Origin of the sequence: Microbacterium sp. Leaf288, assembly GCF_001422925.1 — a bacterium.
Taxonomy (GTDB): domain Bacteria; phylum Actinomycetota; class Actinomycetes; order Actinomycetales; family Microbacteriaceae; genus Microbacterium.
In genome coordinates, this window is record NZ_LMNI01000014.1 from 58,440 (window position 1) to 78,358 (window position 19,919).

At 70.5% G+C, this 19,919-nt stretch carries 17 protein-coding genes; 14 read left to right on the plus strand and 3 right to left on the minus strand.

The window, feature by feature from the left end:
• Positions 1 to 17: 17 nt before the first annotated feature.
• Positions 18 to 1,025 (minus strand): LacI family DNA-binding transcriptional regulator, encoded by a 1,008-nt coding sequence (locus ASF40_RS19205; protein ID WP_235560295.1) that lies wholly within the window; start codon positions 1,023 to 1,025, stop codon positions 18 to 20.
• Positions 1,026 to 1,161: 136 nt separating this feature from the next.
• On the opposite strand from ASF40_RS19205, the gene ASF40_RS19210 reads away from it, so the two are divergent.
• The 5 genes from ASF40_RS19210 (at position 1,162) to ASF40_RS19230 (ending at position 6,999) form a co-directional block, all read left to right on the plus strand.
• The gene (locus ASF40_RS19210; RefSeq protein ID WP_056372166.1) at positions 1,162 to 2,475 is read left to right on the plus strand and encodes an ABC transporter substrate-binding protein; all 1,314 of its coding nucleotides are present in this window, start codon (positions 1,162 to 1,164) and stop codon (positions 2,473 to 2,475) included.
• Positions 2,476 to 2,566: 91 nt separating this feature from the next.
• Positions 2,567 to 3,682, plus strand: a complete 1,116-nt coding sequence (locus ASF40_RS19215; RefSeq protein ID WP_056372168.1) for a Gfo/Idh/MocA family protein — start codon at positions 2,567 to 2,569, stop codon at positions 3,680 to 3,682.
• Positions 3,679 to 4,593, plus strand: coding sequence for a PmoA family protein (locus tag ASF40_RS19220; protein WP_056372170.1), 915 nt, complete (start codon positions 3,679 to 3,681; stop codon positions 4,591 to 4,593). The genes ASF40_RS19215 and ASF40_RS19220 overlap by 4 nt, the downstream gene beginning before the upstream one ends.
• Before the next feature lie 24 nt (positions 4,594 to 4,617).
• Complete coding sequence (locus ASF40_RS19225) at positions 4,618 to 5,358, plus strand: cupin domain-containing protein (RefSeq protein ID WP_082497219.1); 741 nt, start codon at positions 4,618 to 4,620, stop codon at positions 5,356 to 5,358.
• A 99-nt stretch (positions 5,359 to 5,457) separates the two neighbouring features.
• A complete protein-coding gene (locus ASF40_RS19230) occupies positions 5,458 to 6,999 on the plus strand; it encodes a M20/M25/M40 family metallo-hydrolase (RefSeq protein ID WP_056372391.1) in 1,542 nt (513 codons plus the stop codon).
• 51 nt (positions 7,000 to 7,050) lie between these two features.
• On the opposite strand, the gene ASF40_RS19235 is transcribed toward ASF40_RS19230, so the two are convergent.
• Complete coding sequence (locus ASF40_RS19235) at positions 7,051 to 7,809, minus strand: GntR family transcriptional regulator (RefSeq protein WP_056372171.1); 759 nt, start codon at positions 7,807 to 7,809, stop codon at positions 7,051 to 7,053.
• Between the two features lie 175 nt (positions 7,810 to 7,984).
• Here ASF40_RS19235 and iolC point away from each other — a divergent pair, with 175 nt between their 5' ends.
• The 7 genes from iolC to ASF40_RS19270 all read left to right on the plus strand — a co-directional run bounded on the left by iolC (position 7,985) and on the right by ASF40_RS19270 (position 16,904).
• Positions 7,985 to 8,944 (plus strand): 5-dehydro-2-deoxygluconokinase, encoded by a 960-nt coding sequence (gene iolC / locus ASF40_RS19240; RefSeq protein WP_056372173.1) that lies wholly within the window; start codon positions 7,985 to 7,987, stop codon positions 8,942 to 8,944.
• Complete coding sequence (locus tag ASF40_RS19245) at positions 8,941 to 9,837, plus strand: class I fructose-bisphosphate aldolase (protein WP_056372175.1); 897 nt, start codon at positions 8,941 to 8,943, stop codon at positions 9,835 to 9,837. Before iolC ends, ASF40_RS19245 begins: the two co-directional genes overlap by 4 nt.
• 22 nt (positions 9,838 to 9,859) lie before the next feature.
• On the plus strand, positions 9,860 to 11,428 hold the full coding sequence (locus ASF40_RS19250; RefSeq protein ID WP_056372177.1) for a CoA-acylating methylmalonate-semialdehyde dehydrogenase: 1,569 nt from the start codon (positions 9,860 to 9,862) through the stop codon (positions 11,426 to 11,428).
• A 131-nt stretch (positions 11,429 to 11,559) separates the two neighbouring features.
• Positions 11,560 to 12,483, plus strand: a complete 924-nt coding sequence (gene iolB, locus ASF40_RS19255) for a 5-deoxy-glucuronate isomerase (RefSeq protein WP_056372180.1) — start codon at positions 11,560 to 11,562, stop codon at positions 12,481 to 12,483.
• Complete coding sequence (iolD, locus tag ASF40_RS19260) at positions 12,483 to 14,396, plus strand: 3D-(3,5/4)-trihydroxycyclohexane-1,2-dione acylhydrolase (decyclizing) (RefSeq protein ID WP_056372182.1); 1,914 nt, start codon at positions 12,483 to 12,485, stop codon at positions 14,394 to 14,396. The genes iolB and iolD overlap by 1 nt, the downstream gene beginning before the upstream one ends.
• A gap of 128 nt (positions 14,397 to 14,524) precedes the next feature.
• Entirely contained in the window at positions 14,525 to 15,802 is a 1,278-nt protein-coding gene (locus tag ASF40_RS19265; protein WP_056372184.1) for an ATP-binding protein, read from the plus strand.
• 211 nt (positions 15,803 to 16,013) lie between these two features.
• Positions 16,014 to 16,904: a hypothetical protein gene (locus tag ASF40_RS19270; protein ID WP_056372186.1), complete on the plus strand. Its 891-nt coding sequence runs from the start codon at positions 16,014 to 16,016 to the stop codon at positions 16,902 to 16,904.
• A 101-nt stretch (positions 16,905 to 17,005) separates the two neighbouring features.
• On the opposite strand, the gene ASF40_RS19275 is transcribed toward ASF40_RS19270, so the two are convergent.
• The gene (locus ASF40_RS19275) at positions 17,006 to 18,136 is read right to left on the minus strand and encodes a Gfo/Idh/MocA family protein (RefSeq protein WP_056372188.1); all 1,131 of its coding nucleotides are present in this window, start codon (positions 18,134 to 18,136) and stop codon (positions 17,006 to 17,008) included.
• Between the two features lie 59 nt (positions 18,137 to 18,195).
• On the opposite strand from ASF40_RS19275, the gene ASF40_RS19280 reads away from it, so the two are divergent.
• Together ASF40_RS19280 and ASF40_RS19285 are read left to right on the plus strand one after the other, a co-directional pair.
• On the plus strand, positions 18,196 to 18,822 hold the full coding sequence (locus ASF40_RS19280) for a TetR/AcrR family transcriptional regulator (RefSeq protein WP_056372190.1): 627 nt from the start codon (positions 18,196 to 18,198) through the stop codon (positions 18,820 to 18,822).
• A gap of 13 nt (positions 18,823 to 18,835) precedes the next feature.
• Positions 18,836 to 19,885, plus strand: coding sequence for an FUSC family protein (locus ASF40_RS19285; RefSeq protein ID WP_056372192.1), 1,050 nt, complete (start codon positions 18,836 to 18,838; stop codon positions 19,883 to 19,885).
• The last annotated feature ends 34 nt before the right edge of the window (positions 19,886 to 19,919 follow it).

A 19,919-nucleotide genomic window follows, 5' to 3' on the forward strand; every position in this document is an offset into this window, starting at 1 on the left:
CGCGGCATCCGTCCGGGTCAGTCGGGTGCCGGCCCGGTGGACTCGCGCCAGATGACGCGGTGAATCTGCTGGGCCTCGGTCGGCGCGCGCTCGCCGCGGAGCGCCGTGATGAGCCTGGTCATCGCGCGTGAGCCCAGGCCCTCGAGGTCGACCTCCACGCTCGTCAGCGCAGGGCTCATCAGGCGACCGAGCTGCTGGTCGTCCCATCCGGTGACGCTGAGGTCGTCGGGCACGCGCCACCCGCGATCCATCGCCGCGCGGATCGCGCCGGCGGCCACGAGGTCGTTCGCCGCCATCACGGCGGTCGCCCTGTCGTGCTCGGGAAGTCCGCGGACCGCGGCCATCCCCGATTCGGCCGACCAATCGCCCTCGATCACGCCGGTCGACTCCAGCCCGAGCGATGCAACCGTCTCGAGATAGGTGTCGCGCCGGGCGCGCGCCGAAGCGAACTGGAGGTCTCCGGTGATGTGGAGGAACCGTCGGTGGCCGCGTTCGGCCAGGCCGCGGATCAGATCGACGAGGGCCGAGGCGTCCGCGAGCTCACCGATGCCGCGCATCTCGTCGTCGAAGTCGGCCGATGCGACGATCGGCGTCCCGCTGGAGGCCTGCAGCTCGAGCGAGGCGAGCACGGGGGCGAACGAGACGATGCCGTCGACCTGACCGGAATCGGCCAGCTCGGCCACGCGCTCCGTTCGCTCCTCGGCGCCCCCCTCGAGGGCCAGCACCTCGACCGCGTAGCCGGCGGCGTGCGCGGCCGCGCTCGCTCCGGCGAGCATGCGCGCCGGACTGTAGGCGAGGGTCGGCACGACCACGGCGAGCCGGCCGGTGCGGCGCGTGCGCATCGAGCGGGCGACGAGGTTCGGCCGGTAGTTCAATTGGTCGACGGCGGCCTGCACGCGCGCCTTGGTGGTCGGCTTCAGTCCATCGGGAGCGCGGAAGAAGCGCGAGACGGTCTGATGCGAGACATCGGCGAGGCGGGCGACCTCCATGATCGTCGGCCGGCGGTGCGGTGCAGTGTCGGTCACGAGCGCCTCCTTCGACATCCATGTTGACACAGATTGTGAACCTTCACTATTCTCACTTTCCAGTCGAGTGATCGATCACTAAGTGAAGGTTCACGCGACGTCACCCGCACGCGACCAGCGTTCCGAAAGGACAAAGATGTTCACACGCAGAAAGACGGGCGCCGTCGGCGCCGTGGCGATCGTCGGCCTCGCCGCGGCCCTGGCCGGCTGTGCAGGCTCCGCGCCCGCCGGCTCCCCGGCGGCCACCTATGATCCGGACGAGAAGGTGACCCTTGACTTCGCGTTCTGGGGGAACGACGTTCGCGCGGAGATGTACAACGAGGCCATCGCCGCGTTCAACGAGGACTACCCGAACATCACGGTGAACTCCACGTTCCTCTCCTGGGACGAGTACTGGGAGAAGCGCCAGACCGAGGCTGCCGGCAAGAACCTCCCTGACGTGTTCCAGATGGACATGACCTACGTCCGTCAGTACTCCGACAACGGCTTGGTGCTGGACCTCACGCCCTACGTCGGCGACATCATCGCCACCGACGGCTACGACGACGCCGTGCTCGACATCGCGTCGATCAACGACACGATCGCCGGCATGCCCGTCTCCACGAACGCGATCGGAATGTTCGAGAACGTGGTGCTGACCGAAGAGGTCGGCGTCGAGCCGTTCGAGGGCGGCGACTGGGCGGCGTACGACGAGTGGCTGCACGAAGCCCGCGATGCCGCCGAGGCCGCCGGACTCGAGGTCTGGGGCGGCGCGGACCCCACCAGCTTCATCCAGCCGTTCGAGCTCGTGCTTCGATCCGAGGGCAAGTCGGTCTTCACCGAGGAAGGTGAGGTCGGCTTCACCAAGGAAGACCTCGCCGACTTCTGGAATCGTGGCGGCGAGTTGCGGGAAGACGGCGTCGTCACCCCGCAGCAGCGGATCCAGGAGGTCACCCCCAAGGGTGCTTTCGACTCCGCCCAGGCGCTCACCGAGATCGTGTGGGACAACTTCGGCGCTCCCTACAAGGCGAACCTCGGCGACGCGTATCCCGACCTGAACCTCGTCGCGCCTCCGGTCACCGAAGACGGCGCCAAGGACCTGTACAAGAAGGCCGGCATGCTGATCTCCGCTGCGGCGAGCACGGAGCACCCCGAGGCCGCCGCCCTGTTCACCGACTTCCTGGTGAACAGCCCCGAGGTCGGCGCCATCTTCGGGACGAACCGTGGGATGCCGGCATCCCAGTCCCAGCTCGAGGGCGTGGAGCTCGACGAGACCGCCCAGCAGATCATCGACTACGAGGAGTCGATCGCCGACCGCATCGGCGACGCCCCGCCGGTTCCGATCGTGGGCTACGGCTCGGTCGAAGCGAAGTTCAAGGCCCTCGGCCAGGAGCTCGGGTTCGGCACGATCACGGTGGACGAGGCGGTCGATCAGCTCTTCGCCGAGATCGACGTCATCGTCAACCAGTAGCGCGCATGTCGGCGGGTGCGGTCCGGGATGTCCCGCGCCGCGCCCGCCGACCCGCATCACCCCACCTCCCCCTGAGAAGGAACCACAGGTCATGTCCACACCCCGCCCACCCTTCCGCGTCGGCATCATCGGCACCGGCGGCATCGCCCACGCCCACGCCGACGCCCTGAACGCGCTCTCGCCCCGCGTCGAGATCGCCGGCGTGGTCGACCTCGACCGTGCGCGTGCCATCGCCTTCGCCGAGAGCTTCGGCGTCGACCGGGTCTACGCGGACGCGGCCGATCTCTTCGCGAACGAGGAACTCGATCTCGTGCACGTGTGCACGCCGCCGCAGACGCACACGCCGCTCGCGATCCAGGCGATGCGCGCGGGCGTCGCGTCGCTCGTCGAGAAGCCCACCGCGCTCACCCTCGGCGAGGTCGACGAGCTCGAGGCGGTGCAGGCAGAGACCGGCGTGCCGGTGCTCACGGTGTTCCAGCACCGGTTCGGCGCCGCCGCCCGCCACCTCGGCGCCCTCGTCGCCGGGGGCGAGCTCGGCCGGCCCCTCGTCGCCACCTGCGAGACCCTGTGGTACCGCCCCGACGAGTACTTCGAGGTGCCGTGGCGCGGGCGATGGGATGTCGAGGGCGGCGGTCCGACCATGGGCCACGGCATCCATCAATTCGATCTGCTGTTCGCGATCTTCGGCCGCTGGTCGCAGGTGAGCGCCTTCGCGGCGCGGCAGCTGCGACCGACCGACACCGAGGACGTCTCGATGGCGCTGGTGCGTTTCGAGAACGACGCCCTCGCGACCGTCGTCAACTCGCTCGTCTCGCCGCACGAGACCTCGCGGCTGCGGTTCGACTTCGAGTTCGCGTCCGTCGAGGTGCGCCACCTGTACGGATACACCAGCGAGGACTGGACCTTCACCCCGGCACCCGGCCACGAGCATCTCGCGATCCGCTGGGCCGAGGGCTTGGACAGCGGGGCGACCAGCGGCCACCGCGACCAGATCCGCGCGATCCTCGACGCCTTCGAGGCGGGCGAGGCTCCTGGGGTCGACCTCGCCGAGGCGCGGCACACGCTCGAGTTCGCCGCGGCCACCTACGCCTCTGCGTTCCGTGGGGCTGTGGTCCAGGCGGGGGAGCTGCGCGGCGAGGATCCCTTCGTCCGCTCCATGAGCGGCGGGATCGTGCCCTGGGCTCCCGTGAAGGAGGTGCTCGCATGAGCGCGCTGCGCATCACGCACGACATCGGCTCCGCGGTCACGGTCCGCGACGGTGACGTCGACCTCTTCACCTACGTGTATCAGCCCGCGACGGTGCCCGTGGAGTCGCCCAAGCCCTACCTGCACCCCATCCGCACGCGCCGCGGAGACGTCGTCAGCCTGTTCCGTCCGCACGACCACGTGTGGCATAAGGGGATCGCCTGGGCGCTGCCGGTCGTGGGCGACGAGAACTTCTGGGGTGGGCCCACGTACGTCCACGGGCAGTTCTACGTGCAGCTGCCGAACAACGGCGTGCAGCAGCACGACGGAGCTGTCGAGCTCGAAACGGGCGAGCGTGCCACGGTCGCGCACGGGCTGCGGTGGATCACCGAGTCAGGAGACGTGCTGTTCGCCGAGGAGCGCGCGCTGACCGCCGAGATCGTGTCGGACGAGGCCTGGGCCCTCACCTTCGACACGCAGCTGACCAACGTCTCGGGCGCACCGATCGCCATCGGCTCCCCGACGACCAAGGGGCGCGAGAACGCCGGCTACGGCGGGCTGTTCTGGCGCGGGCCGCGCTCGTTCACCGATGGCACGCTCATCGCGCCCGGAGCCTCCGGCGCGGGCGACGACGTGCGGGGAGCGCGCTTCGAGTGGATGGGCTTCGTCGGCCGCCACGACGACGTCGACGCCACATCTCTCGTGCTCATGCTCGACGACGCGGCCAACCCGCACCACCCGCCGCAGTGGTTCGCGCGCTCCGAGGAGTTCGCGGCGCTGAACCCCGCGCCCTTCTTCAGCGAAGAGGTCGTCGTCGCTCCCGGCGAGACGGTACGGTTCCGATACGCCGTCGGCATCGCCGATGGGGGAGCGGATGCTGCGGAGCCGCTCGCAGACGTGCTCCGAGGCATCCTCCAGCCGGTCCTCGTCTGAGTCGAAGAGGGAGAGGAGCTTCTCGTGATCGACACCGCGCCCACGTTTCCCGGCGCCACCTCCGTGACGCTGCTCGACGTCTACGACGACCTCGCTCCCGACGGCCTCCGCGGCGGCAGCCCGCACATGCATCTCGCGTCGACGGAGTGCTACGTGGTGATCGGCGGGCACGGCGAGCTGCACACGCTCGATCCCGGCGGACTGCGCGAGACCGAACTGCGCAAGGGCTCGGTGGTGTGGTTCACCCCCGGCACGATCCACCGTGCGGTGAACCACGGCGGGCTCGAGGTGCTCGTGGTCATGGGCAACGCGGGGCTTCCGGAGGCGGGCGACGCCGTGATGACCTTCCCGGCCGACATCGTCGCCGACGCCGCGCGGTACGCCGCAGCCGCGGCGCTCCCCGTCGGGCCGCTCGAGGCACGTGCCGAGGCGGCGGCGCGGCGGCGCGATCTCGCGGTGGAGGGCTTCCTCGTCCTCCGCGACGCCGCGAGGGCCGGCGACCTCCGGCCCCTGCAGGAGTTCCACGCGGCCGCCGCCCGGCTGGTGCGGGGACGAGCGGAGGACTGGACCGGCATCGTGGAGCGGGGGCCCGGCGCGCAGGCCGCGCACAGCCTCGACATCACCCGTGCGCTCGCCGCCGGCGACGCGGGGCACCTCTCGGCGGCTGCCGTCTCCCAGGCGCCGGCGCTCGTGGGTGAACGGGGATTCGGGATGTGCGGCCGGCTGCGCGCCTACGACGTGGGCGGCGACCTGGTGTCTCGCTGACCCCTGCCTCTTCCGTCCGCGCGATCGGCGCGGTAGGTTCCCGCATGACGCCACCCTCGGCGCCTCCTCCCCCAAACTCGGATACGAGGAGCACCAGTGATGCATCGAAACCGACGCCGGGCCACCGTGGCGGCGTCCGCCCTCATCATCGGCGGTCTGACCGTCGCAGCCGTCGGCGCCCCGGCGCTGGCCGCGCCCACCCCCGACACGTCGGCCCTCACTCAGGCGGTGACGATCGGCGGGCTGAAGGCCCAGCTCGCCGCGCTGCAGGGCATCGCGGACGCGAACGGCGGCACGCGCGCCGCCGGCACACCCGGCTACGAGGCCTCGCTCGACTATGTGCAGGGCACGCTGGAGGCCGTCGGATACACCGTCACGCGCCAGCCGTTCTCGTACTCCTTCATCGAGTACGACGGCTCGACGCTCGACCAGACCGCGCCGGGCGCGACGTCGTACCCGTTCATCGACGCCTTCTACCCCATGGAATTCACGGGCACGGGCGTCGTCACGGCGCCGGTGCGCGCGGTGGACGTCAACCTCACGGGCGACCGCGCGTCGACGAGCGGCTGCGATTCGGCGGACTTCGCCGGATTCCAGACGGGGTCGATCGCACTCATCCAGCGCGGCTCCTGCGACTTCAGCGTCAAGGCCGCGAACGCGGTCGCGGCGGGTGCCGCAGGCGTCATCATCTTCAACCAGGGCAACGACAATCCCAATGACGATCGCTTCGGCGTCTTCGGGGGCACGCTCAGCTCGGCGAACTGGACGCAGACGCCGGTTCCGGTGGTCAGCGCCTCGTTCCAGGTGGGCGCGGGGCTCGTCGGCACGGCCGGCCTCGTGATGCGCATGAACGTCGTGGCCACGGCCACGACGATCAACACCGCGAACCTGATCGCCGACACTTCCGGCGGTCGCGCCGATCGTACGGTCGTCGTGGGCGCGCATCTCGACTCGGTTCCCGAGGGACCGGGCATCAACGACAACGGCTCGGGCACGGCGACCCTGATCGAGACGGCGCTGCAACTGTCGAACCTCGGCATTCAGCCCGAGAACCGCATCCGGTTCGCGTTCTGGGGCGGTGAGGAAGACGGCCTCATCGGCTCGTCGTATTACGTATCGCAGCTCAGCAAGACGCAGATCAAGCAGCACCTCGTCAACCTGAACTTCGACATGCTCGGCTCCCCCAACGGCGGACGGTTCGTGTATGACGGTGACGGCAGCGGCTTCGGCACCGTCGGGCCCAACGGGTCGGACGTGATCGAGGGCGTCTTCGACTCCTACTTCGCGTCGAAGAACCTGCTGACCGAGCCGACCGCGTTCGACGGACGCAGCGACTACTTCGCGTTCATCGAGGCCGGCATCCCCGCGGGCGGCCTGTTCTCGGGCGCCGAGGACATCAAGTCGCCCGCGCAGGCCGTGAAGTTCGGCGGCACCGCCGGGGTCGCGTTCGACCCCTGCTACCACCAGGCGTGCGACACCTACGCGAACATCGACGACGTGATCTTCGAGCAGCTCGCCGACGCCGCCGCCCATGCGACGCTTGTCTTCGGTGACACGGAGTCCGCGGTGAACGGAACGGCCAAGGGCAAGGCTGCCGGGCAGTTCAAGCCCGCGTTCAAGGGCAACAACGCGCTGCGCTGACAGGGAGAGGGGCGGATGCCTCGGCCCGAGGCATCCGCTCCGATTCCACGCCTATTTGGCCACGAGCGTCGTCTGGAAGCTGTACATGTCGGGGCGATAACAGTGGTGGCCGAACTCGACGGCGCGGCCGGACGCGTCGAACGCGACGCGCTCCATCGTGAGGACCGGGCCGCCCTTGTCGATGTCGAGCAGCCCCGGCTCGTCGCCGTGGGCGCGGCGCGCGCCGATCTTCTGGTTGGCGACGCGGATGGTGACGCCCCGCGCGCGCATGATCTCGTAGAGACCCTTCTGCTGCAGCTGCTCGGTGGTGATGTCGGAGAACTCGATCGGGAGGTAGTTCGTGAGCACCGCGACCGGCACTCCGTCGGTGGAGCGCTGTCGGCGCAGGTAGACGATGTCCGAGCCGACCGGAACGCGCAGAGCCTCCGCGGTGTCGGGATCAGCCGGCCGGGTGTCGTGCTCGAGCACGAGAGTGCCCGGTTCGTGCTGTGAGCTCTTGAGGTCCTCGTAGAGGCTCGTGAGCTCGACCTGGCGGGTCACCTGCCCCTGGACGACCTGCGTGCCGATGCCGCGGCGCCGCACGAGGAGTCCCTTGTCGACGAGCTCCTCCATCGCGCGGCGGATCGTGGGCCGGGAGAGGCCCGCCCGCTGGCCGATCGCGATCTCGTTCTCGAGCCGTGCGCCGGCGGGGATCTCACCGGATCGGATCGCCTGCTCGATGGCGGTGGACACCTGGTAGTACAGCGGCACGGGGCCGGTGCGGTCCAAGCCTGCGAGCAGATCGTCGATCTTGACCACGTCGTCCGCCATCACTCACTCCAAGTCCCGACAGCATAATGTCCCGACAATGATACATCGCTCGGACTTTGTCAGCCGACGACACGCGCAGGGCGCGATGTGTGCAATATGATGCTTGTGCTATTGTCAGGACAATAATCCACCGAAGTGCAGTCTGCGGGCCGCACAGAGAGTTGTACAGCGGAGTATGACCGAGAACACTTCTCCCCTCGACGTCCTGGCCTTCGGGCGGCTGGGCGTCGACATCTACCCGCTCCAGTCGGGAGTCGGGCTCGAAGAGGTGCAGACGTTCGGCAAGTTCCTCGGGGGCAGCGCTGCGAACGTCAGCGTGGCCGCCGCGCGGCACGGCCGCCGCGTCGCGCTCATCGCCGGCGTCGGCGACGACCCGTTCGGTCGCTACCTGCTCGCGGAACTGGAGCGTCTGGGCGTCGACAACCGTTACGTGGGCGTGAACCCGACGCTGAAGACTCCGGTGACGTTCTGCGAGATCTTCCCGCCCGACGACTTCCCGCTGTACTTCTACCGCGAGCCGAAGGCCCCCGATCTCGATGTCGCGCCCGGCGACCTCGACCTGGAGGCCGTCCGCTCGGCGCGCATCTTCTGGTTCACGGCGACCGGTCTCAGCCAGGAGCCCAGCCGGGCGGCGCATCACGCCGCGCTGCTGGCGCGTACAGCCGGCCACACTGTGTTCGACCTCGACTACCGCCCCATGTTCTGGGCGGATCCGGCCGAGGCGGGTGTCCAGGTGGCACGAGCGCTCGAGCACGCGACGGTGGCCGTCGGCAACCGCGAGGAGTGCGAGGTCGCCGTAGGTGAGACCGAGCCGGAGCGCGCCGCGGACGCCTTGCTGGAGCGTGGCGTCGAGCTCGCGATCGTGAAGCAGGGGCCGAAGGGCGTGCTCGCCAAGACCCGCGACGAGTCCGTCGTCGTGCCGCCGTACTGGGTCGACGTGGTGAACGGATTGGGCGCAGGCGACGCCTTCGGCGGCGCCCTGTGCCACGGGCTCCTCGCGGGGTGGGACCTCGAGCGCATCCTCCGCTTCGCGAACGTCGCCGGAGCGATCGTCGCGTCGCGCCTGGAGTGCTCGACCGCGATGCCCACCGAAGCCGAGGTCGCCGCGATCCTCGAGACGGGGGCCTCCCGGTGACGCTGTTCCTCACTGCGGACGACTTCGCGCGCCTCCGTGACATCCGCGCCACACAGCCGGCCACGATCGGCGCGGCGCTGGCCGACCGCCGCCGGCGCGAGGTGCTGCGCGGGGACGGGCGGCTCTTCATCGTCGCCGCCGACCACCCGGCCCGGGGCGCCCTCGCCGTCGGCAAGAACCAGAGGGCGATGGCCGACCGCTATGAGCTGCTCGATCGCCTCGCGACCGCACTCAGCCGCCCCGGCGTCGACGGCGTGCTCGGAACGCCCGACATCATCGACGACCTCGCCGCGCTCGGCCTGCTCGACGACAAGATCATTGTCGGGTCCATGAATCGCGGCGGTCTCCGCGGCGCGTCCTTCGAGATGGACGACCGCATGACCGCCTACGACGTGCCCACCATGGTCGCGTCCGGCATCGACTTCGCGAAGACCCTCGTGCGGGTCGACCTCGACGACCCCGGTACCGTCGCGACCCTGACTGCGATGACCGATGCGGTCACCCGGGCCTCCGCCGCGGGACTGCCGATCATGCTCGAGCCGTTCCTCAGCAACCGCGTCGACGGCCGCATCGTCAACGACCTGTCGACGGATGCCGTCATCCTGTCGATCGCGATCGCCTCCGGTCTCGGCGCCTCGAGCGCCTACACCTGGATGAAACTGCCCGTCGTCGACGACATGGAGCGCGTCATGGCGGCCACCACGATGCCGACGCTGCTGCTCGGCGGCGACGCTGGCGTCGACCCCGACGAGACCTTCGCCGCTTGGGAGGACGCGCTGTCGCTCCCCGGCGTGCGCGGACTCACCGTCGGCCGCACCCTTCTCTACCCCCCTGACGACGATGTCGCCGCCGCTGTGGACATCGCCGCCGGCCTCGTCCACACCGACCTCTGAACCCCGTACGAAGGACATCCCCATGAGCATCACTGAGACCACCCCCACCACGACCGACGTCGGCGCCGACGTCCGCGTGATCTCGCATTGGATCGATGGGGCGGAGCGTGCGTCGTCCTCGGGTCGCACGGCCCCGGTGTACAACCCAGCGACCGGTCAGGTGTCGGCGCGGGTGGCGTTGGCGGATCAGGCGGAGATCGATGCGGCGATCGCGTCCGCGGTGGCCGGGTACCAGGTCTGGAAGGGGTACTCGATCGCCCGCCGGCAGACGGTGCTGTTCGCGTTCCGGGAGTTGCTGAATGCCCGCAAGCGGGAGTTGGCCGAGATCATCACCGCCGAGCACGGGAAGGTGGTCTCCGACGCGATGGGGGAGATCCTCCGCGGTCAGGAAGTGGTGGAGCTCGCGACCGGGTTCCCGCACCTGATCAAGGGCGCGTTCAGCGAGAATGCGTCGACCGGTGTCGACGTGTACTCGCTGAAGCAGCCGCTGGGGGTGGTGGGGATCATCTCGCCGTTCAATTTCCCGGCGATGGTGCCGATGTGGTTCTTCCCGATCGCGATCGCCGCCGGCAACGCCGTGGTCCTCAAGCCCAGCGAGAAGGACCCGTCCGCGGCACTGTGGCTGGCCGAACTGTGGAAGGAAGCGGGACTGCCGGACGGCGTCTTCACCGTGCTGCAGGGCGACAAGCTGGCCGTCGACGGGCTGCTCACCTCCCCCGATGTCGCCTCGATCAGCTTCGTCGGGTCCACCCCGATCGCGCAGTACATCTACGAGACCGCGTCGCGCCACGGCAAGCGGGTGCAGGCGCTCGGTGGCGCGAAGAACCACATGCTGGTGCTGCCCGACGCCGACCTGGACCTGGTCGCCGACCAGGCCGTGAACGCCGGCTACGGCGCCGCCGGGGAACGCTGCATGGCAATCAGTGTCGTGCTCGCCGTCGAGCCCGTCGCCGACGACCTGATCACGAAGATCTCCGACCGCATCGCGAAGCTCAAGATCGGCAACGGGGCCGGCCAGGACGGCATCGAGCCCGACATGGGACCGCTGATCACCGACATCCACCGCGACAAGGTCTCGAGCTATGTCGACATCGCCGAGCAGGACGGCGCGACCATCGTCGTCGACGGCCGCAACTTCCAGGTGGCCGGGCACGAGGACGGGTTCTTCTTCGGCCCCACCCTGATCGACAACATCCCCACCACCAGCCGCGCCTATCAGGAGGAGATCTTCGGCCCCGTCCTCTCCATCGTCCGCGTCCAGTCGTACGACGAGGGCCTGGACCTCATCAACTCCGGTCAGTTCGGCAACGGCACCGCGATCTTCACCAACGACGGCGGCGCCGCCCGCCGGTTCCAGAACGAGGTCGAGGTCGGCATGATCGGCATCAACGTGCCCATCCCCGTCCCCGTCGCCTACCACTCCTTCGGCGGCTGGAAGGCCTCGCTGTTCGGCGACGCGAAAGCCTACGGCGTCCACGGCTTCGACTTCTTCACCCGCGAGAAAGCCATCACCTCCCGCTGGCTCGACCCCGCCAGCCGGAGCCTTTCAGAAACCCGCGGCATCAACCTCGGCTTCCCCCAGAACAACTGACCCTCTGGTCGCTGAGCCTGTCGAAGCCCCCTTCGGCAGGCTCAGGGACCGCGACCAGACTCGCGGCCGCGAATCCGGGGGGACTCGCGGCCGCGGCATCCGTCACCGACAATCGACCTACGAGAGCACTCATGAGCACTTCGGACCAGCGCTGGTTCCATCGCCGCGGCGATCTCGCCCGGGACGGGTGGGAGAGCGTCGTCGACGAGAACACCCCGGGCTGGGCGCACACCGGCATCCGGGTCGCCGACCTGACGGCGACCGACTCGCTCGCTCTCGCGCCGGCAGGCGTCGAGCGCATCGTCGTGCCGCTGTCGGGGTCGTTCACGGTCGCTTACTTCGAGGGTGCCGACACCACGACGACGCGGCTGAAGGGTCGGGCGTCGGTGTTCGACGGGCCGACCGACGTGCTCTACCTCTCGTCCGCGGCGACCGCTGTGCTCACCGGCGTCGGCCGTGTCGCGATCGCGACGTCGCCGACCGACGTCGTGAAGCCGAGCGTGCACATCCCGGCGTCCGACACTCCCGTCGAGCTGCGGGGAGCGGGCCGCTCGAGCCGCCAGGTGCACAACTTCGGCACGCCGCAGGCGCTGGACGCGGCGCGGCTCATCGTGTGCGAGGTGATCACTCCGGCTGAGAACTGGTCGTCGTACCCGCCGCACAAGCACGACGAGCACGTGCCGGGTCACGAGTCGCGTCTCGAGGAGATCTACTACTTCGAGACGGCGCCGGTGGCGGGATCGGATGCCGCGGCCGAGACCGCGTTCGGCATGTTCAGCACCTACTCGTCCCCGGCGGGCGAGATCGACATCAACGCGATGGTGCGCACCGGCGACATCGCGCTCGTGCCCTTCGGCTACCACGGCCCCGCCGTCGCCGCTCCGGGGTACGACCTCTACTACCTCAACGTCATGGCCGGCCCCGACCCCGAGCGGGAGTGGCTGATCAGCGACGACCCCGCGCACGCGTGGGTGCGTGACACCTGGGCCGGGCAGAGCGTCGACGAGCGACTGCCCCATACGAACGACTCGAACGACAAGGAAGGCGACCGCTGATGGGCGTGACGCGACGGATGACGGTCAGCCAGGCGCTCGTGGAGTTCCTGGCGCACCAGTGGACCGTGGACGGCGACATCCGGGAGCGCACGATCCCCGGTATGTTCGGCATCTTCGGCCACGGCAACGTGGCCGGCATCGGCCAGGCGCTGAAGCAGTTCCACGTCGAGAATCCCGACCTGATGCCGTACCACCAGGCCCGCAACGAGCAGGCGATGGTGCACCAGGCCGTCGGTTACGCGCGCATGCACCGCCGCCGTGGCACCTACGCGTCGGCCGCGTCGGTCGGCCCGGGCGCGGCGAACATGCTCACCGCCGCGGCCCTCGCCACGACCAACCGCCTGCCCGCGCTGCTGCTGCCGAGCGACACGTTCGCGACCCGCGTCGCCGACCCGGTGCTGCAGCAGCTCGAGCAGCCGTGGGACATCGGACTCACCGTCAACGACGCGTTCCGGCCGCTGTCGAAGTTCTTCGACCGCGTGCAGCGGCCCGAGCAGCTGTACTCGATCGCCCTCGCCGCGATGCGCGTGCTCACCGACCCCGCCGAGACCGGCGCCGTCACCATCGCGCTCCCCGAAGACGTGCAGGCCGAGGCGCTCGACGTGCCCGTCGAGTTCCTGCAGGACCGCGAGTGGCACCTGCGCCGACCCCTGCCCGAGCGCGGTCCGCTCGCCCGCGCCGTCGCCGCCATCCGCGGTGCGAAGAACCCGCTCATCGTCGCAGGGGGTGGCGTCATCTACTCGGGCGCCGAGGAGCAGCTGCGCGCCCTCGTCGAGGCCACCGGCATCCCGGTCGGCACCTCGCAGGCGGGCGGCGGATCGCTGAACTGGGACCACCCGCAGAACCTCGGCGGCATCGGCGCGACCGGCACGCTCGCCGCCAACCGCCTCGCGGCCGAGGCCGACGTGATCATCGGCATCGGCACGCGGTACAGCGACTTCACCACCGCGTCGCGCACGGCGTTCCAGAACCCGGACGTCGTGTTCGTGAACATCAACATCGCCTCGTTCGACGCGTACAAGCACGGCTCGCAGCTGCCGGTCGTCGCCGACGCGCGTGAGGCGCTCACCGAGCTGTCGATCGAGCTCGAAGGGTACGAGGTCAGCCCCGAGTACTCGGAGCGGATCGCCCGCGACAAGGCGGAGTGGGATGCTGCCGTCGATGCGGCGTTCGTGCCCTCAGGGCTCGACCTGCCCGGCCAGCCGGAGATCATCGGCGCCGTGCAGTCGACCAGCGCCCCGGAGGACGTCATCGTCCAGGCCGCCGGATCCCTCCCCGGCGACCTCCACAAGCTGTGGCGCGTGCGCGACCCGCTCGGCTACCACGTCGAGTACGCGTTCTCCTGCATGGGCTACGAGATCGCCGGGGGACTGGGCGCCAAGCGCGGCCTTCTCGCCGACGGCGACGACCGCGACGTCATCGTGATGGTCGGCGACGGGTCGTACCTGATGCTCAACACCGAGCTCGTCACGGCGGTCGCCGAGGGCATCAAGATCATCGTCGTGCTCATCCAGAACCACGGCTACGCCTCGATCGGCCACCTGTCCGAGACCGTCGGCTCGGAGCGCTTCGGCACCTTGTACCGCGAGTACGACGGCGAGGCCCGCAACTTCCAGGGCGAGAAGATCCTTCCCGTCGACCTCGCCATGAACGCGCGCAGCTACGGCGTCGACGTCATCGAGATCGAGCCCGGCGCCTCGGCCATCGACGACCTCAAGGCGGCCGTCGCGCAGGCGAAGGCATCCGAGAAGTCCACGTTCATCCACATCAACAGCGACCCGCTCATCTACGCGCCCGACGGCGCCGGCTGGTGGGACGTGCCGGTGCCCGAGGTCTCGACCCTCGGATCCACGCAGCGGGCGCGCGAGGAGTACCTCGAACAGAGGGCGGCGCAGCGTCCGTTGCACGGGTGAGCGGGTGGAGGCTGCAGCCTGGCGGCGCCCGACAGTCCGTCCGGCCGGACGTGCTTAATACGACTGTCCGAGCCTTTCCCCCGTGGGTAGCCTGAGGCGACCCACCTCGCACCGAAGGGAGTCCGGGCATGGCAGGCTGGCGCATCCGCGACTATCACGCCGACGACGTCGACGGCATCCTGCGGCTCTGGGAGCAGGTCACCGCGGAGGGCGTCGAGCCCGTCTACAGCCTCTCCGAAGTGCTCGCGTCGTGTGCGAAGGACCACGCGGTGGTCGCCGTCGTCGGCGAGCAGATCGTCGGTGCCGCGATCGGCCGCGCCGCGCACGCGCAGGGCTGGGTCGTCTTCCTCGCCACCGCGTCGCATGTGCGCGGCATGGGCATCGGCTCGTCGCTCCTCGCCGCGCTCGAGGCGCGCATGGCGCCGCAGGGCATCTCCAAGCTCTCCGCACTCATGCCGGCAGCCGAGACGAAGATGGGCGCATTCCTGCACCAGGGGTTCGCGCTCAAGCAGGACCTCCACTACTTCGAGCGGCACATCCCGGTGCAGCGCGAAGAGCTCAAGCGCCTCGCCGAGCTCGGCGGCCGGGTCCTGCCCCGCGGGCTGTGGGACGCCGTCGGCGGCATGAACGCCGAGAAGGAGCTGCTCGAGCGGCGGGTGGTGCTGCCGCTCGCGCAGTCGGAGCTCGCCGACCGGTTCGGCGTGGTGCCGCCGCGGGCGATCGTGCTGTTCGGGCCGCCGGGCACCGGCAAGACGACCTTCGCCAAGGCGATCGCCTCCCGCCTGGAGTGGTCGTTCGTCGAGGTCTTCCCGTCCCGGCTCGCGTCGCACCCGGGTGGCCTGGCGGGCGCATTGCGCGAGACGTTCGCGACGATCGCCGAGCTCGAGCACGCGGTGGTCTTCATCGACGAGGTCGAAGAGATCGCCTCGCACCGCCAGGGCGAGCCGCCGTCGCCCACGCAGGGCGTGACGAACGAGCTGCTCAAGATCATCCCCGCCTTCCGCGAGCAGCCCGGACGCCTCCTGATCTGCGCGACCAACTTCATCAGATCGCTGGATGCCGCGTTCCTCCGGCACGGCCGGTTCGACTACGTGATCCCTATCGGGCTTCCCGACGAGCAGGCTCGTGACGCCATCTGGCGCCGGTACGTGCCGGACGCCGCGGTCGGCATCGACATGCCCGAGCTCGTGGCGATGACCGACGGATTCTCGCCCGCCGACATCGAGTTCGCCGCGCGCAAGGCGTCGCAGTCCGCCCTCGAGAACGCCGTGGACTCGGGTTCGTCCGAGCCCGAGGGCCCGTTCATGACCGACTACACCGCGGCGATCGCGGGCACCCGCGCAACGGTCTCGGCCCAGGTCGCCGCCGACTTCCTCGAGGACATCGAGACGGTCGGCCGCCTGTAGCGGAATCGATCAATCTGCTGAGAGTGGCGGGGTCCGGGCGCCGAGCGGGCACGGTCCGACCCTAGGCTGGATCGCACAAGGGGAGTACTCCCGCCTGCGGCACGCTCGTCACTACGGATCCAGCGCCGGATCCCGGGCTGCCGGCCCTTCGGGGCGGAGGAGACCTTGGCGTTCTTCGTCACGCCACGTCTCCGATCCGGAAGGAAACCCCATGGGTTCGCTCAATCGTCTCTTCGGCCTCGCCGCCAAGGCCCTCGACTCGTCCGACTCGAAGGGCGCAAAGCCCGGCGGCGCCACGGACTGGCGCTCGATGGTGCGCGATGTGGCCGGTGCTGTCACCGGCGATCAGCGCCCCGCTGCGGCTCCACCCGCGGCCGCCCCGTGGCAGCCCGCGCCAGCCGCCACCGCGCCTGCGGCGTCGGTCGGCCTCACCCCGCCTCCGGCGTCGAGCGCTCCCGGCGCTGCCGCGCCGCACGCGCGCGCCCCCCACACGGCCGCACCCGTGACCGCCGCCGACCGGGCGGCGATCGCCCGCTACGAGTACCTGCTGCAGACCTCCGACCCGCACCAGGTCGAGGCCATCCACCGGGAGGCCTTCGCGCGGCTCACGCCCGAGCAGCGGGCGCAGGTGCAGGCCGGGATGCGCGCCGAGCTGCGCCCGGCCGAGCAGCCGCGCTCCGCCGAGGCGCCGGACCTCGCGCGTGCGGCAGCCCGCACCGAGGCGGTGCGGCCCGGGGCGATGGCGGGCCTGCTCGCGCGGGTCGGCCGCACCGGCCGCGGTGGGTCCACCGCCGGAGGCATGGCCCGCGGCGCCGCACTCGTGGGCGCCGGGGGAGTGCTCGGCGCCGTCGCCGGGGCCACGGTGGTCAGCGCCGTCGCGGTCCCGCTGCTGGCCGAGGCGGCAACGCTGGGCGTGGACTTCGATGCGATCGCCGGCGGCGTCGACCTCGACGCGATCGCGGGCGGTGTCGATCTCGACGGCGCGGGCGACCTCGTCGCCGGAGCCTCCGACCAGCTCGCGGGCGCCGGCGAGGCGGTGACCGGCATCGGCGAGCAGATCTCGAACTTCGAGCTGCCGGGCCTCCGCGACCTGTTCGGCTGACACCCCGGAGGATCGCGGATGCCGCGGGCCGCGGCATCCCTCCCCCCGATGCACGAGACCCCCTGCCGAGCGGCAGGGGGTCTCGTGTGAAGCGGGGTGCGTCAGAGCGTGGCGGCCAGCGGGTCGAAGTCCGCGGGGAGGGAGCCGACCTCGCCGAGGGTGCTCTCGACGTCGACGTAGGTGCGCGACGCCGCGGCCTCCTCGATCGACAGCAGGGTGTCGAGCACGTGGTACCCGAACTCGCCGGTGGCGATGTGCGGGCGGCTGTCGCGGATCGAGCGGGCCATGTCGAGAAGGCCCAGACCGCGGCCGGTGAGCACGCCCTCCTGGGGCACCTGGATGATCTCCTGCTCCCTCACCGATACGTCGGTGAGCGGGCGCGTGATCGTGATGTCCCCGCCGAAGTAGTTCGGGTCGGGGATCACGATCGTGCCCTCGGTGCCGTTGATCTCGACGATGCCGTGGCGCTTGAGCGGCGAGTCGGTGCTGTACAGGCTCTGCGCCTGGCCGCCCCGCTCGAAGTCCATCAGCACCGACAGGGTCGACGGGATCTCGACGGGGAACTCCTGACCGGCGAGCTCGCCGACCTGCACCTTGCGGGTCGGCGAGCCTTTCAGGCCGAGGGCCGCGACCGACGCGACGGGGCCGAACACGTGCACGAGCGCCGACACGTAGTACGGACCCATGTCGAGGAGCGGTCCGCCGCCCTTGGCGTACAGGAACGCGGGGTTCGGGTGGAAGATCTCGGGACCCTGCCACTGGAACGAGGTCGTCGCGAACAGCGGGCGGCCGATGTCGCCGCGCGCGATCGCGCGCTTGGCCGTCTGCACGCCCGGGCCGAGCACGGTGTCGGGCGCGACGCCGACGCGCAGGCCCGCAGCATCCGCCGCCGTGAGAAGCCGCAGGGACTCCTCGCGGTCGATGCCGATCGGCTTCTCGGTCCAGACGTGCTTGCCCGCCGCGATGATCGCCAGCGAGACCTCGACGTGCACCGCCGGGATCGTGAGGTTGACGACGATGTCGACATCGGGGTCGTTCAGCACGAGGTCGATGCCGCCGGCGTGGGGCACGCCGTACCTCTCGGCCTGCGCCTTCGCGCGGTCCTCGAGGAGGTCGCCGATCGCGATGACGCGCACGTCGGGGAAGCTCGACAGGTGCGTCAGATACTGGTCGCTGATGTTGCCGGCGCCGATGATGCCGACGCCGACTGCTCCGGAGGAAGACGTGGTCATCGGGAAAAGGTACCACGAAAACCTCCATGTGGAGGTTTTTCTCCGATAGCATGGTCCGCATGGCCGAAGCGGAGCACCAGCCGACCCCGCGGGGGTCGTACGCGAAGGGCGTCGCGCGTCGCCAGGAGATCCTCGACCGTGCCATCGAGGTGTTCGCCAAGCGCGGTTCCGACCGCACCAGCCTGCGCGCGATCGCCGAGGAGGTCGGCGTCACGCACGCCGCGCTCAAGCACTACTTCGGGTCGCTCGAAGAGCTCCTGATCGCGGTCTACCGCCAGTCGGAGTCCCGCGGCGAGGACTGGGAGCCCGTTCCTCCCGATGTGACGCCCACCGAGCTCCTTCGCCGCTGGAGCGATGCCAACCACGAGGTGCAGGGGCTCGTGCAGCTCTACTCGTCGCTCGTCGCATCGGCTCTCGAGGAGGGGCACCCCGCCGCGCGGGAGTTCGCGACCGAGCGATTCGTCCGCGTGCGCACCGAGATCGCCGAGCGCGTGCGCCACAACCAGCGGGCGGGTCGCATCCGGGCCGACGTCGACCCGCTGGCCACCGCCGCGCTCGTGATCGCGGCATCGGACGGCCTGCAGACCCAGTGGCTGCTCGACCCCGACGCCCCGCAGGACGCCGCCCTCGCGCTCCTCGACCAGCTGCTCTCGGAGCCGGCCCCGGCCGGGCGCCCGGCGGTCTGAGCCGGGAGGACGGATGCCGCAGCACAGCGCCGGCCGCCGATTCGCGGCCGACCTGGGCCACGCGGTCTCGAGCCTGTTCCGCCTCGCGCCGGCCCCGGCGCCGCGGTGGGCGATCGGCCTGCGCGCGGCGATCGCCATGGCCGTGCCGATCGCGGCGATGACGCTGCTCGGGCGTGCCGATCTCGGCTTTCAGGCGGCGACCGGCGCGTTCGTCGCGCTGTACGGCACGCACCTCCCGGTCCGTGAGCGGGCGCGCGTCGTGCCCTTCGTCGCGGGCGGCCTGGTCCTGGCCGCCGTGCTCGGCGCCCTCGCGGGCCCGTCGCCGGTATGGACGCTGATCGGGCTCGCGATCGTCGCGCTCGTCGCGGCCGTCGCGATGTTCGGCTTCGCCGTCGGTCCGCCCGGCCCGCTTTTCGTCGTGCTCGTCTACGGGCTCTCGGCGCACATCGTGGCGTCGGGAGCGGATGCCGCCACCTACGTCGCCGCGGTGGCCTGCGGCATCCTGTTCGCCTCGGTCGTGTCACTGGCTCCGCTGGTGCTGGCCAGCCGCCGCCGCCTCGCCGCGCGACCGCTGCGCGAGGTGCTGCCCGGGCCGGCCTGGCCGCCGGGGGCGCGGATGCTCGTGATCCGCGTCGCCCTCGTGACGGTGGTCGGGATCGCGGTGGGACTGTTCGTCGACCCCGATCGCGCCTACTGGATCGTGGGCGCCGCCATCGCGGTCGTCGGTGTCGCCGCCGACCGGCGGGCCGCCTTCAGCCGTGGGCTGCACCGCATGATCGGCACGATCCTCGGTGCCGGCGTGTACCTGCTGCTGGCGCCGCTGCCGATCCCGGCGCTGTGGCTCGCGCTGCTCCTGGGCGTGCTGCAGTTCACGATCGAGCTGTTCGTCGTGCGCAACTACGCCCTGGCCCTCGTCTTCATCACGCCGCTCGTCCTCCTGCTCACGGGCGCTGCGACGGGTGCCGTCGACACGGTGGCGGTCGCGACCGAGCGCGTGATCGACACGCTGGCGGGCGCCGCGCTGGGCGCGGCGAGCGGCGTGCTGCACGCGCGCGACGACTGACGCGACGGCATCCATCGATCGGTTGATCCTCGAG